Source organism: Acinetobacter guillouiae (assembly GCF_002370525.2).
Classification (GTDB): domain Bacteria; phylum Pseudomonadota; class Gammaproteobacteria; order Pseudomonadales; family Moraxellaceae; genus Acinetobacter; species Acinetobacter guillouiae.
Window position 1 is genome coordinate 3,617,452 of sequence record NZ_AP014630.1, and the last position, 13,819, is coordinate 3,631,270.

The window sequence follows — 13,819 nt, forward strand, 5'->3', positions numbered from 1 at the left end:
TCTAGATGTACTTTTTAACATCAACAAAACCAATCAAAATATTGAAAAATAATAAATATTTATAATTTAACTTCACTTTTTATAAAAGTTTGAATATGATTTTTTGGGGGGTAGTATGTATTTTTGGATGATCTTACTGTCTTAAAATTCGTATTGTTTGTATTTTTACAATGTCATTTTCAGTTTAGCTTTTCCACCCAATCATCCTATTGTTAATATAAAAACTTATTACATCTTTCCTTTTTATTTCTCTTTAATTTCTCGTTATATTTAGGTTTGTCTATTTTTTATTCTGATTGGCGTTATTAAAATATAAACACTCAAATATTAACCATAATAATCAACTATTATAAAAATTCTAACAGCAAAAAATATTAATTTTTAGGTTTTAGCATAAAATTGATTTCGTGATTTTTTATTCAAGGCTTGCTCGGCTTTTTCTAGAGTTTAGGCTTTTTCATTGATGCCCTATTTCTGAGTTTGCTCGTGCTTTTATCCAGTCACTAAATGCTTTAACTTTAGGTAATTCATTATTTTTCAATGATGTAATATAGTAGTGCTGATCACATTTTAAATACATGTTTTTAAATGGCATTACTAGCTCACCACTTTCCAAGTCTTTTTCTACTAGTTTTTTACGTCCCATGGTAATACCCAAGTGATTTTTAGCAGCAATCAAAGCCAGATCAGATCGGTCAAAACTCATCTCTGAAGAATGATCCATATTTACATTAAAATGCTGCGTCCAACTGTTCCATTCATCTGCGCCTGTGCCGTTACTCCATGCTTGGCAGTCATGCAGCAATGTGCAGTTTTTTAAGTTGTCTAGATGATCGTAGAGGTTAAATTTTTCAGCATATGCAGGACTACATACCGGGATAATATATTCGTCCATTAAATGCTGATAATTCAACTGAAAAGACGGTTGATTGTCAAAATAAAGTGCAATATCAATTCCACTACGTTGAAAATTTACATCCTCATTACCCGTTAAAACTGAGAGTTGGATCAATGGATAGCGTTGAATGAAATCAGGCAATTGAGGCACTAACCAACACTGAGCAATCGATGGTCTTGCATAAATCGTGAGTGAGCCAACAAGTTGCTGATTTTGCAGTGCCTTAATTTCAACGTTTAACGAGTCTAATGAAAATTGTAAAGCAGCTAAAATCCGCTGTCCTTCAGTGGTTAACTTTACTTTACGATGCAAACGTAAAAACAGTTTGATATTAAGTTCTTTTTCTAACAAATTAATTTGGTGACTTACCGCACTTGGGGTTAAAGACAGTTCTTCAGCGGCGAGTGCAAAAGGCTCATGTCTAGCCGCAACTTCAAATGTATACAGTTTTGAGAGCTGAAAACCGGTTAGATTTTTATGTGCGTTGGTCATGCCTTTTCCTTTTTGCTGAAACAAAATGATTGATCACATGCTTCTTGCTGTCCTATGCCCATATAAATAACGTATAAATCATTTAAAAATCAAAATTTATTTAGGATTTTTTTTTCAAGTGAATTATTTTAACCCGTAGATCAAATATCATCGTTTGACGGATTTCTCTGGTTTAACTTCAATAGACAAAGAACAATTTTTGTCACAGAGATATATGGTATGGAAACCAATTTCGTGGATGTCGGTATATTATTAACCAGTATCGGGTTAATTATTTTCACTATTTTAAAATTTAAACTGCATCCCTTTTTAGCTTTACTTCTGGCAAGCTTCTTTGTCGGTGTAGCAATGAAAATGCCATTACTGGATATGGTCAATGCAATTGAAAATGGGATTGGAAGCACCTTGGGTTTCCTTGCTACAGTCATTGCATTGGGTACCATTCTCGGCAAAATGATGGAAATCTCTGGCGCCGCTGAACGTATCGCACTGTCTTTGCAGCGATGTCACTGGATATCCAGTGATGTGATCATGGTGTTGATTGGGCTATTTTGTGGCATCACTTTATTTGTAGAAGTTGGTGTGGTTTTATTAATTCCCTTGGCTTTTTCTATAGCGCAGCATACCAAAACCTCTTTGTTTAAATTGGCTATTCCATTATGCACAGCATTAATGGCTGTACATTGTGTGATACCGCCACACCCTGCCGCACTTTATGTCACCAATAAACTAGGGGCTGATGTCGGTACCGTGATTATTTTTGGCTTAATGGTGGGTTTAGCCGCTGCACTGGTTAGTGGCCCACTGTTTTTAAAATTAGTTGGTCAACGTTTACCGTTTAAAGCAGTACCTGTCGAGTTTTCAAAGCTCGCCCTGAAAGAAGAACATAGCTTACCCTCTTTAAAAATCACCTTATTTACGGTATTTCTTCCAATCGGATTAATGTTAATCAAAACTGTGGCTGAATTAAATAGTCATACATCCACTCAGCTTTCACACATTTTAGGCTTTATCGGCAATCCGATCACCGCCATGTTTATTGCGGTATTTGTTGCCTACTACACCCTTGGTCTACGTCGTAATATGCAGATGGGAAGCTTATTAAAAGCCACAGAAGACTCATTTTCTGCAATTGCCAACATCTTATTCATCATTGGGGCTGGTGGTGCATTTAACAGTATTTTAAAAGCCAGTGGTTTAGCTGACTCAATGGCTGTCACGCTTTCCCACTTGCATATGCATCCAATTTTACTTGCTTGGTTGGTTGCGCTGATTTTACATGCAGCTGTAGGCTCTGCCACTGTTGCAATGATGGGTGCAACTGCAATCGTTGCGCCAATGTTACCGCTCTATCCGGATATTAGTCCTGAAATCATGGCGATTGCGATTGGTTCAGGTGCCATCGGTTTTACCATTGTGACCGACTCTCTATTTTGGTTAGTCAAACAATACTGTGGTGCTACATTAAACGAAACCTTTAAATACTATACCTCTGCAACTTTCCTTGCCTCCCTCACCGCATTGGGCTGCACCTTCCTGCTTTCTCATTTTATTTAAGCCTTTAGGAGTATTTTATGAACGCTCAACAGATTAATCAGCTGATTGCCCAATATCCGATTGTTAAAGACCTTATCGCACTCAAAGAAGTGGCGTGGTTTAATCCCAATTTTACCTCACTGGTAGAAGGGCTGCCCTATGTCGGGTTGGACCAAAAAGATATTGATGATGCCAGTGCACGTTTGACACGCTTTGCACCCTATTTGATGAAAGCCTTTCCAGAAACAGCGGCATCTCAAGGTATTATAGAATCCGAACTGGCAGCGATTCCTCAAATGCAGCAACAGTTGGAACAGTATTTTGGACAATCGATCCATGGTCAATTATGGCTTAAAAAAGACAGCCATCTTCCAATATCGGGTTCAATTAAAGCGCGTGGTGGTATCTATGAAGTGCTTTGTCATGCTGAAAAACTTGCGATTCAAGCACAACGCCTAAACATTGAGGATGATTATGCAAAACTGGATAGTCCAGAGTTTAAACAGTTTTTTAGTCAATACAGTATTGCGGTCGGTTCTACCGGAAATTTAGGCCTTTCTATTGGTATCATGAGTGCCAAATTAGGCTTTGATGTGACTGTGCATATGTCAGCAGATGCACGTCAATGGAAGAAAGATAAGTTACGTGCGCACAATGTCACAGTAGTTGAATATGCTGAAGATTATGGTGTTGCCGTAGAACAAGGCAGAAAGGCAGCATTAGAAAATCCAAACTGCTTTTTTATCGATGATGAAAACTCACAAACCTTATTCTTAGGTTATGCAGTTGCTGGGCAACGTTTAAAACAACAATTAGAACAAAAAAATATTTTGGTTGATCAACAACATCCTTTATTTGTTTATTTACCTTGTGGTGTTGGTGGAGGTCCCGGTGGCGTTGCATTTGGCTTAAAAATGGCCTTTGGTGATCATGTACATTGTATTTTTGCCGAGCCAACCCATTCACCTTGTATGTTACTCGGTGTTGCAACAGGTTTACATGATGAAATTTCAGTTCAAGATCTGGGTATAGACAACATCACCGCTGCTGATGGCCTCGCTGTTGGGCGAGCATCTGGCTTTGTTGGTCGAGCCATGCAAAGGTTATTAGACGGTTTTTATACATTAACGGATGAAACCATGTATGTACTCTTGGGCATGCTCAATGATGCAGAACAGCTTAAATTAGAACCTTCTGCGTTGGCGGGTATGCTTGGACCAATTTTGACCAATCAACATCAAGACTATGCCGCGCTACATCACTTTAGCCAACAGCAATTGGAAAATGCTAATCATATTGTCTGGGGGACTGGAGGAGGAATGGTTCCAGATGAAGAAATGGAAAAATATTTAACCCAAGCGAAAGCCTATAAAAAATAATTTGTATAGCCTTGATTCTCACAGACCTTGATCTCATCAGAATCTGGGGCGATAGCAGATAAATAAAGTGATTATTCTCTATCGCCCCCCAATTAAAGACTTGAGTCAGGATTTTCCATCTGGAATTAAACGATCCCACCATTGACTCGAAGGACTTGGGCATTGACCCAATTACTCGCTTCATTTACGGCGAAATCCAACACTGCGGCAATATCTTCTACAGTGCCTAAACGCTCTAAAGGTGCAGCTTTGCTTAACTGAGCAATCAATTCATCACTTTTGCCTTCAAGAAAAAGTTCAGTTGCCGTAGGCCCAGGTGCAATGGCATTTACCGTGATATTTTTTCCTCTTAACTCTTTGGCTAAAATAGCCGTTAAGGATTCAATAGCAGCTTTTGATGCAGTATAAACACCATAAGTTTCGAGCTTCATACCCACCACACTGCTGGATAAATTAATAATTTTACCGCCCTTTTGCAGTCGCTTAGCAGCTTCACGCATGGTATATAAAGGGCCTTTAATATTAATTGCTAAAACTTGATCAATACTTTCATCGTCTAATTGTTCAATCTTACTTAATTTCAAAATCCCTGCATTGTTGATCAGCACGTCCAATCGACCATAGGTTTGAATTGCATAATCAAATAATGCAGTCACTTCATTAGAATGGCTGATGTTGGCTTTAAATAGACTCGCTGTTCCGCCTAACGCTTGAATACTGCTCAAGACATGCTCCGCCTCTTTATCGTTACTGGCATAATTGATAATGATCTTATGGCCTTGCTGTGCCAATAAGCTGGCAGTAAATGCACCAATTCCGCGAGAAGCGCCTGTAATTAAAATCACTTTTTCTTGCTGTGTATGATCTGTTGTATGCATCGTAATGACCTCATGGAATAAAATATACCTCTAATCGCTTTTATGATACTGTTCAGATAAAACCAGATAATCTCGTTAAATCTGACATCTTTATCCGAATAAATCGAACAATTGGAATGGCGTATGGATAAACTCAATGCAATGTCTGCTTTCGTCAATGTGGTTGAACAACAAAGTTTTACCAAAGCTGCGCAGATCTTAAATCTGCCACGCTCAACCCTGACCGACGCAATTAAACAATTAGAATTCCAACTCAATACGCGCTTATTGTTGCGTACCACTCGTCAGGTAAAAGCAACCGATGAAGGCCATATTTATTATGAGCGCTGCAAATATATCTTGGCTTATATCAATGAGTCTGATCATGATTTTCTTGATGCAAAACCTCAAGGGCCTTTAAAAATAGCAGTTCATGGTATTTTTGCTGCGCATTTTATTCTGCCAAAATTAGATGATTTTTTAACTGAGTTTCCACAGATACAGTTGCAACTCACCGAAAGCGATCGTTATGTAGATCTGATAAAAGAAGGCATTGATTGTGTGATTCGTATAGGTCAGCTCAATAATAGTGAGTTAATTGTCAGACATCTGGGCGATATTCAACAAGTGACATTAGCCAGTCCAAAATACTTAGAAAAATATGGCACACCACAACGCTTAGAAGATCTACAATCACATTTTATGGTCGGATTTTATTCTTCTGCTCGACAAAAGCCACTACCGCTTGAGTTTCTGACAGGAAAGAAAACACAGCTTTTTGAGTTGCCGTTGAAGATTCAAGTCAATGGTGCAAATACCTATGCAGCAGCAGCCAAACAGCATTTTGGGATCATCCAAGCACCACGTTATGGTTATTTATCTGAGCTAGAGCAAGGCACACTTTGTCAAATTTTAACTGACTATCCTGTTCCATCCCTACCTATTTCTTTACTTTATCCATCAAAAACACTGGTTTCACCACGACAAAAAGTTTTTATCGAATGGATTGTACGATTGTTTCAGGATAATCCATTGCTTTGAAGTTTGAATCACGCTGCTTGATGGATATGATTAACTAGCGCTCTCTCGCATTGATCCCCATAGCATTTATACACCAACACTTAATTCCTGACTCCAAGTTGAATCAGGTTGTTGATAAAGATGCCAACACATATTTTTAACCGAATCCATCAAGACAACATTCTGACTATCCCAACTTTCCAACATACAATAAGCAATATGGATGCCTTTAGGATGAAACTCTCTTGCCAAAGATTGTGCCAATGCCCGAATACTGGCAAACATACTCTGAGTTAAGCCATTATTTTCAGCGATCAAGTTGGGCTGTGTTCCTAGAAAGATCAAAGTTCCTTGTGACTTTATCAACATCTGTCGAATAATCGCTTGGGCAATATTTACCGCAGCCAAACCAGTATTTTGCCAAAGCTGTTCGATCTGTTGGGCTGAAGTATCGAAATTTGACAATGATTTTGAAAAATCAGCTTGGAAAATACACAGTTCAATTGAATGCCCTGTTCGTTGAATATAGCCAACTAAATTTTTTAAAGCAGTCGGATTGATCAGATTTAAACGAACCTGCTTTAGACCTGAATCTTGCTGCTCAATCTTTAGATTGGTTTGCATAGGATCATGCTGAACTTGATATACAGGCATTGCCCTGTTATGTGCTTGATCCACAAAAAGCTGGCTGAGCGAGTGGGTTTCATTGCCAATAACAACAATACAGCCCTGCAGTTTGGATTTTTTTCTCAGCAATGGAGGAATTAAATTGTACATATTAGAATTTCTCCTGATAAGGACGTAAATCCAGCTCATGGGTCCATAAATCACGATTTTGTTGATAAAGCATCCAATAATTCTCAGCAATCGCTTCGATATTTAATCCACCTGTGCCTCGTGTAAGTCTCAGTAAGCGTCCTAAACCAAATACCGCCTTATTGACACGATCACCATCGACCATGCCATCAACAATAATATGTGCAACATGGATGTTTTGAGGCTTATACATCTGGGCGAGATGCATCGCATAATTACGTAATGCGGATTTGCCCATGGTAAATGCCGCAAAAAAAGGTTTACCACGAAGAGATGCACTTGCCCCTGTAAAAATCAGCGTGCCATATTGCTGTTGTTCAAAGATTTTTAAGGCTTGTTGCGACACTAAAAAAGCCGATAAAAAAGTAGAACGCCACATTTGAGTAAAAAACTGAAGAGAGGTCTTTAAAAAAATTGAGGGAATATTGCCCCCCACATTATGAATAACAGCGACGAGATGCTCCTTTTGCGCATTCCTCTCCGCAAAAAAAGCCTGTACTTGTTGTTCATTTTCAGCATCCAAAGCATGTGCTACGGCATGTCCACCCTGCGCATTGATCGAATTAGCCACGGCTTGCACTTTCGCTAAAGTACGCCCCACAACATGTACTTTTAATTTTTCTTGAGCAAAACGGCGACAAACTGCTGCTCCAATTCCTTGTTCAGCACCTACGCCCATAACAACCACACATGGTAGTGTTGCTATATTTTGAGATGTTGCATTCTGCGTATTCATAGCAAGTCGATCCATTGAGCAATAGAAGGATAAGCTTTAATTTTAGCGCCCCAAATTTTACTGGTGCGGACAATCTCTAAAAGCTGCGAACCAACTGCAATATCAGCCAGTGTTTTACCCTCGCCAACCAACCACCCTGTTTGCGCCAACACCAATTCAATACGCTCTAAATGACCAATAAATTCCGCCTCAATATCCTGCTTGGCCATGCGACCTGTCCCCTGCATTTTAAGTTGCAGGTTTAATGTTGCTTTGAGCAAGGGTTTTAACAGATATATTTCATGTTTGGGGCGACCTTTTGCACTCATTTCAACCGCATGATCTAAGGCATCAGCATCACTGACACGAAAGTGCACCTCATAGAAATATAACAACTCGTCTGACCAATCTTCCCAAAGTTCAACATAGGCCTTTTGCAAAGGATCTTCAGGATATAAACGTGGTAAGTCTGGATAAGCATCATCAAGATAACGTGCAATACGAGTACTGTCCTGAATACGTTGACCATCAATATCTAGAACAGGAACCTTGCCTGCTTTACTAAGCATTGGCACTTTTGCACCCAGTACACCGTTATAATCCACAGTCTGATAAGCAATCCCTTTAAATTGCAACATCCTGGCAACTTTTTGGCAAAAAGGTGAGATTTCCCATTGATGTAATACAACTGAATTCATTTTATATTCTCAGCTTAACTTTGGGTCGATTGACATTCGATGAGCTACATCACAGGATCAGCGTTTAATACATCAACGGCCTGATTCAAAGGATTTAAATCAAAAAACCTGATTTAAAAGCCATAATCCAAAAATTCTGGTCCAAAACCATGATGCAGAAATAGAATATTTCAACGACGGATGATCATATTGGTTGCTGTTGCATGTGCATACAATTTTCCATCTTCATCTCGAAGATAGCCTTCGGAAATGACTAAATTTTTCCCTACGTTGATGACTTTACCTTCAGCAATCAACTTTTTATTAAATGGCATCGGACGGCACATTTTTATCGCAAGATCAGTGGTTCCATAGCCCTCACCCGCAGCCAAGACGGTATGTGTGGCACACCCTGTTACTGAATCCAATATCGTTGCGGCAAAACCACCATGTACTCCACCCAATGGATTGCTATGACGTTCATCCGCAATGACCATAAATACAATGCGACCATATTCAACGTCACCTACTTCCTCCATTCCCATGGTTTTTGCAATACCAGGCGCTGGCACCAGTCCTTTTTGGAATGCTTGCATAATTTCCAGACCAGTCATATTGAGTGGATTCATCACTATTTCCTATTTTGATAAATAAAATACTTATTGGAGAAGGGTTGATTGTTCAGGGGATAAGCCAATTTTTACTTTAGTTTGTGCGACAATTTCGGATTCATCGGTATCATTCGGATGAAAATCAAACTGATAATAAGAGAAAAATTGCGGTACCAGCTTACGATAGGCTTGCACTGTAAACCCAGCAAACTTAGTCCAAGACTTAAGGTTTAATAATTGTTTATCTCTCGACATTAACACCACTTGATATACATTAGAAAATAGTGTGATCAGCACAAGACTAAATGTAAAAATCGCCACGCGAGGAATGTAAGCATCTAAGCCCTTACCATATAAGTATTCATACATGTCATAAGCCACAGCCTTGTGTTCGGTTTCTTCAACACTGTGCCATAACCATAAATTGCGAATAGTGGTATCGGTCATTAACTCATTGACATTTTTCATCATCTCCACCACCAACACTGCGGTGTAATGCTCCAGCCCCACTGTGACCAAGAGATTCCATTTTTTAGGAAAGGCACGTTCTACCGCTTTTAATATGATCCCCGTGGCTTTTTCTAAGGATTCAGGATCTAAACCATATTGTTGTGCACTGACATGAAAAGCATGATGTTCTTTAGAGTGCATGGCTTCTTGCCCAATAAAGGCACCAATATCACGGTCTAATTGTGGGTTGTTTTTAATTCTTCCACGTAAAGCGCGCACTGAACGGACAAAGTACGATTCACCTTCTGGAAAAAGTGTCGATAGACCTGTGAAGTAATGGGTAAAGGTTGGTTCATCATTACACCAATACTTGGGCATATCCTGAAATTCATAATCCATACGACGTACTGGAAATGATGCAGGTGTTTTTTGCTTTGATTTTTCTTTCACCGCTGATATAGACATGGTTCACCTCAAGAATTTATCTTAAAATAACAAGTTCCAAAAAAGAACTTGTTGAGTTAAAATAATGATCCATGCTGATCTTGTCAATGATGTGAATACGCTAAAGCTTCAGGTTGTCCTTAAATGACAGACCTGTTCCTATAAAGACAATTGATCTAAGCCAAGCTGTAAAAATAACATGATGATGAAATGATAAAGTAATGAGATACAGGCTGAACACATTGAAATGAATGATTTAATTACATGAATTTCACCTATTTCAGGCTACCTTAGAACTTTACTGATGATCCAAAATGTATGTAGACAATCAGCATTTTCAACACATGCATTCGCACATAAAAACACTTCATACTTTTGTTTTGAGAAGACATATGAACAAAAAGATCCACCTTACGTTAAAAAGTTGTTTGATCAGTTTAGTACTTATTAGCGTGGTCGGTTGTGGGACTAGCGCTGATTCAGCAAATAATCAATCTGAAGTCAATCAACAGAAACAGACTCCCTCATCATCAAATCAGCATAAAAAGCATGCGGCTAAAGATCAAACTGGGAAATTTATTGCAATTTACCAACCCGCTAAACATGCCCCAACCAAGATCGAAGAAAAATTCTGGCGCTCAAATTATTTATTAGAAGACTTTGCGGAATATATGAACAGCTATATCAATATACCGCAGGATATCAAAGTGATTGCCAAAGAATGTGGTGAAGTCAACGCATTCTATGATGCTGATACTTCCACAATAGAGATGTGTTATGAATTAGGCGAAGAACAAAGAGAGCTATTTTCTCAAGCAGGTGCTAAAGGTACAGAACTTGAAGATGAGCTGTTTCAAAGCGCACTTGGTACTTTGTATCATGAGGCAGGCCATGCCTTGATAGATACACTTGGATTGGATATCCCCTATAAATTCGAAGAAGATTATGCTGATCAAGTCGCTGCTTATATCCTAACAACTTATGATGAAGATAAAGATTATTTAATTTCTATTTCAGACTCTTATGGACTAGAGCAACAAGGGCCAGCCGTTTCAAGAAAACTTACACCTGAAGGACACTCACCTGAATGGGTAAGAGCAGAAAATTTCTTATGTTATGTTTATGGCTCTGACCCGCAAAAATATGCGTATTTGGTCAAAGAAAAATACTTACCCAAAAGCAGAGCACTTGGCTGTAAAACTGAATATTCAGCTTTGGTTCAAAGATGGGATGCTTTGCTTAAAAAACATTTAAAATAAAAGCTCGTCAATAAATACAGAAACCATTCGCTCCTGCAATATCCTGCATGCTCAGCCATAAACTTAAATATTGGTCTGACGCTATTGTCATGTCAACGATTTGTCATAAAGGTGACACCTTGCTGTCACAAGCGCTGTCTAATGTGTGGGCATCTTTATTATGGACGAAGCGCATGTTAAAAAAACCAAAACGATGGTTATCGTACATTTATATTTTCCCCATTTTACTGGCACTCACAGCTTGTAATGATTCAAATGATGATCAGGCCACTACCCAGCCTGATGGATCTAAAAAACCATTAATGCGTTGTGCACCATAAACATAAAAATACCAAAGGGAAATATTGTGATTAATCGTCGTCAATTTTTAGCAAATACACTTAAAACGAGTTTTGGTGCTGCTGCCTTATCTACATTTCCAGCCAGCATTCAAAAGGCATTGGCTATTCCTGCAAATAATAAAACAGGAACCATTCAGGATGTCGAACATGTGGTTATCCTGATGCAGGAAAACCGTTCATTTGACCATTATTTTGGTACATTAAAAGGCGTTCGTGGTTTTGCCGACCGCTTAACCATTCCTTTGCAAAATGATCGTACTGTATGGCAACAACAACGAAGTAACGGTGCCTTATTAACCCCTTTTCATTTAGATGGATCCAGTAATAATGCACAACGTACACCCGGTACAAATCATACTTGGGTAGATAGCCAAAAAGCTTGGGACAACGGCCGTATGTCAAATTGGCCTACCCATAAAACTGATTATGCAATGGGTTATTTTAAAGAGCAGGAAATCCCTTATCAGTTTGCTTTAGCCAATGCTTTTACCATTTGCGATGCATATCACTGTTCAATGCACACGGGTACAGATGCCAACCGTTCATTTCATTTAACTGGCACCAATGGCGCAGTACCGACCAGTACTGCGTTTGTGAATAATGAATGGGACTGGATTGATGGCGATCCCCAAAACGTAGATATCGGCTACACATGGAAAACCTATGCTGAACGTTTAGAAGAGGCAGGTGTTAACTGGATTTGCTATCAAAATATGCCAGACGAATGGGGCGATAACATGCTCGGTGCATTCCGTACCTTTAAAAAAGCCAATATTGCTTCAGGTTACCCAGTTTCAAGTGGTGGTGCGCCAAATAGTCCATACAATAAAGCAGCGCAACCGTTACCTTATAAAGCTTATGATGCCACAACTGATAATGCTAAAAATCCACTGTATAAAGGTATCGCAAACACCCTGCCCGGCAATAAACCCGAAGAATTTTTAGATGCTTTTAAAAATGATATCAAAACAGGCAAACTTCCCCAAGTGTCTTGGATCAATGCACCTTCTATCTATTGTGAACATCCAGGTCCATCAAGCCCAGTACAAGGTTCTTGGTTTATTCAAGAAATCTTAGATGCTTTAACAGCAGTGCCAGAGGTTTGGAGTAAAACCGTTTTCTTGATCAATTTTGATGAAAATGATGGTTATTTTGACCATGTTCCTTCTCCATCAGCACCGACCTTACAAGCAGACAATACTTATGCAGGTAAATCTACACTTAGCCAAGCTGATATGCAGTATGAATATTATGTGCATGACGCGCCTTTGGGTAGTGCCAGCAGCAGCCAGCCTAAAAAAGACAATGGTGTTTATGGACCGGGCCCACGGGTACCACTCTTTGTAATTTCGCCGTGGAGCCGCGGTGGTGTGGTTAACTCTCAAGTGTTTGATCATACGTCTGTATTAATGTTTCTAGAACAACGCTTTGGGGTAAAAGAAACGAATATCAGCCCTTATCGTCGTGCGATTTGTGGTGATTTAACCTCAGCATTTAATTTTAAAACCCCAAATGAAGATGTACTGCCAGAATTAAATGGTAAACAAACCCGTGAGCAAGCAGATCAACTTCGTTCAGCTCAACAAAAGTTGCCCAATGTTCCGATTCCAACCAATTTACAACTTCCAATTCAAGCCAGTGGTATACGCCCGTCTAAAGCATTGCCTTATGAATTACATACCAGTGCACGTTGTCAAAATGATGGAACAGTCAAACTCTTGTTCTCGAATACAGGGACTCAAGGTGCAGTTTTTCATGTCTATGACAAGTTAAATCTCAGCCGTGTCCCACGTCGTTACATTGTAGAAGCGGGTAAAACGCTGGATGATGTTTGGAATGTGAAAAAGGATAATCAAGGTTTGTATGATCTTTGGGTGATGGGACCAAATGGTTTTCATCGCCATTTCAAAGGTGATTTAAATCGTAATCAAACCCTGCAAATCAATCCTGAAATTCGAGTGTGTTATGATATTGCCAATGGTAATGTTTATTTAGACCTGACCAATACGGGCACGAAAGATGTTGAATTGGTCATTAGCCCAGTCGTGTATCGCAGTGATGCAGCGTTAAAAATCACTGTAAAAGCAGGTCAAACATCAACACGACATTGGGAACTGAAAGATACATGGCAATGGTATGATTTTGCCGTAACTTGTACTCAGGACACTAAGTTTTATCGACGCTTTGCAGGACGCGTTGAAACAGGAGCAGATTCTGTCAGTGATCCAGCGATGGTTTAATATTTAAAGAATTTTAGATATTCAGTTTTTTAGATTGTTAAAACTTGAATCAAATTTAACAGCACCCCAGATTTATTTAAAACT

13 protein-coding genes are annotated in these 13,819 nt (G+C 39.1%); 6 read left to right on the forward strand and 7 right to left on the reverse strand.

Annotated elements, in window-relative coordinates; translation table 11 throughout:
* Positions 1–457: 457 nt before the first annotated feature.
* Entirely contained in the window at positions 458–1,390 is a 933-nt protein-coding gene (gene dsdC, locus AS4_RS16855) for a DNA-binding transcriptional regulator DsdC (protein ID WP_096734923.1), read from the reverse strand.
* A gap of 219 nt (positions 1,391–1,609) precedes the next feature.
* Between dsdC and dsdX the strand changes: the two genes are divergently transcribed.
* Positions 1,610–2,947 (forward strand): D-serine transporter DsdX, encoded by a 1,338-nt coding sequence (dsdX, locus tag AS4_RS16860; RefSeq protein ID WP_096734924.1) that lies wholly within the window; start codon positions 1,610–1,612, stop codon positions 2,945–2,947.
* 17 nt (positions 2,948–2,964) lie between these two features.
* Positions 2,965–4,305, forward strand: a complete 1,341-nt coding sequence (locus tag AS4_RS16865) for a D-serine ammonia-lyase (protein ID WP_096734925.1) — start codon at positions 2,965–2,967, stop codon at positions 4,303–4,305.
* 125 nt (positions 4,306–4,430) lie between these two features.
* On the opposite strand, the gene AS4_RS16870 is transcribed toward AS4_RS16865, so the two are convergent.
* Positions 4,431–5,183 carry an SDR family oxidoreductase gene (locus AS4_RS16870; protein ID WP_096734926.1) on the reverse strand — a complete coding sequence of 251 codons (753 nt, stop codon included), beginning with the start codon at positions 5,181–5,183 and terminating at the stop codon, positions 4,431–4,433.
* 123 nt (positions 5,184–5,306) lie between these two features.
* Here AS4_RS16870 and AS4_RS16875 point away from each other — a divergent pair, with 123 nt between their 5' ends.
* Positions 5,307–6,203 carry a LysR family transcriptional regulator gene (locus AS4_RS16875; protein WP_096734927.1) on the forward strand — a complete coding sequence of 299 codons (897 nt, stop codon included), beginning with the start codon at positions 5,307–5,309 and terminating at the stop codon, positions 6,201–6,203.
* Positions 6,204–6,269: 66 nt separating this feature from the next.
* Here the strand turns inward: AS4_RS16875 and AS4_RS16880 are convergent, their stop codons facing one another.
* The 5 genes from AS4_RS16880 to AS4_RS16900 all read right to left on the reverse strand — a co-directional run bounded on the left by AS4_RS16880 (position 6,270) and on the right by AS4_RS16900 (position 9,916).
* Entirely contained in the window at positions 6,270–6,959 is a 690-nt protein-coding gene (locus tag AS4_RS16880; RefSeq protein WP_096734928.1) for a Rossmann-fold NAD(P)-binding domain-containing protein, read from the reverse strand.
* Position 6,960: 1 nt separating this feature from the next.
* Positions 6,961–7,734 (reverse strand): SDR family NAD(P)-dependent oxidoreductase, encoded by a 774-nt coding sequence (locus AS4_RS16885; RefSeq protein WP_096734929.1) that lies wholly within the window; start codon positions 7,732–7,734, stop codon positions 6,961–6,963.
* Positions 7,731–8,411 carry a glutathione S-transferase family protein gene (locus AS4_RS16890; RefSeq protein WP_096734930.1) on the reverse strand — a complete coding sequence of 227 codons (681 nt, stop codon included), beginning with the start codon at positions 8,409–8,411 and terminating at the stop codon, positions 7,731–7,733. The genes AS4_RS16885 and AS4_RS16890 overlap by 4 nt, the downstream gene beginning before the upstream one ends.
* A 170-nt stretch (positions 8,412–8,581) precedes the next feature.
* Entirely contained in the window at positions 8,582–9,019 is a 438-nt protein-coding gene (locus tag AS4_RS16895; RefSeq protein WP_096734931.1) for a PaaI family thioesterase, read from the reverse strand.
* Between the two features lie 30 nt (positions 9,020–9,049).
* Entirely contained in the window at positions 9,050–9,916 is an 867-nt protein-coding gene (locus tag AS4_RS16900; protein WP_096734932.1) for a metal-dependent hydrolase, read from the reverse strand.
* Between the two features lie 371 nt (positions 9,917–10,287).
* Between AS4_RS16900 and AS4_RS16905 the strand changes: the two genes are divergently transcribed.
* The 3 genes from AS4_RS16905 (at position 10,288) to AS4_RS16910 (ending at position 13,735) form a co-directional block, all read left to right on the forward strand.
* Entirely contained in the window at positions 10,288–11,154 is an 867-nt protein-coding gene (locus AS4_RS16905) for a DUF4344 domain-containing metallopeptidase (protein ID WP_096734933.1), read from the forward strand.
* A gap of 173 nt (positions 11,155–11,327) precedes the next feature.
* Positions 11,328–11,474 (forward strand): hypothetical protein, encoded by a 147-nt coding sequence (locus AS4_RS21825; protein ID WP_166781954.1) that lies wholly within the window; start codon positions 11,328–11,330, stop codon positions 11,472–11,474.
* Positions 11,475–11,500: 26 nt separating this feature from the next.
* Positions 11,501–13,735, forward strand: coding sequence for a phosphocholine-specific phospholipase C (locus AS4_RS16910; protein WP_096734935.1), 2,235 nt, complete (start codon positions 11,501–11,503; stop codon positions 13,733–13,735).
* The last annotated feature ends 84 nt before the right edge of the window (positions 13,736–13,819 follow it).

Excerpts from the sequence above, each read along its gene's own strand:
- dsdC (WP_096734923.1), bottom strand. The coding sequence starts at position 1,390 with ATGACCAACGCACATAAAAATCTAACCGGTTTTCAGCTCTCAAAACTG.
- dsdX (WP_096734924.1), top strand. The coding sequence starts at position 1,610 with ATGGAAACCAATTTCGTGGATGTCGGTATATTATTAACCAGTATCGGG.
- AS4_RS16865 (WP_096734925.1), top strand. The coding sequence starts at position 2,965 with ATGAACGCTCAACAGATTAATCAGCTGATTGCCCAATATCCGATTGTT.
- AS4_RS16870 (WP_096734926.1), bottom strand. The coding sequence starts at position 5,183 with ATGCATACAACAGATCATACACAGCAAGAAAAAGTGATTTTAATTACA.
- AS4_RS16875 (WP_096734927.1), top strand. The coding sequence starts at position 5,307 with ATGGATAAACTCAATGCAATGTCTGCTTTCGTCAATGTGGTTGAACAA.
- AS4_RS16880 (WP_096734928.1), bottom strand. The coding sequence starts at position 6,959 with ATGTACAATTTAATTCCTCCATTGCTGAGAAAAAAATCCAAACTGCAG.
- AS4_RS16885 (WP_096734929.1), bottom strand. The coding sequence starts at position 7,734 with ATGAATACGCAGAATGCAACATCTCAAAATATAGCAACACTACCATGT.
- AS4_RS16890 (WP_096734930.1), bottom strand. The coding sequence starts at position 8,411 with ATGAATTCAGTTGTATTACATCAATGGGAAATCTCACCTTTTTGCCAA.
- AS4_RS16895 (WP_096734931.1), bottom strand. The coding sequence starts at position 9,019 with ATGAATCCACTCAATATGACTGGTCTGGAAATTATGCAAGCATTCCAA.
- AS4_RS16900 (WP_096734932.1), bottom strand. The coding sequence starts at position 9,916 with ATGTCTATATCAGCGGTGAAAGAAAAATCAAAGCAAAAAACACCTGCA.
- AS4_RS16905 (WP_096734933.1), top strand. The coding sequence starts at position 10,288 with ATGAACAAAAAGATCCACCTTACGTTAAAAAGTTGTTTGATCAGTTTA.
- AS4_RS21825 (WP_166781954.1), top strand. The coding sequence starts at position 11,328 with ATGTTAAAAAAACCAAAACGATGGTTATCGTACATTTATATTTTCCCC.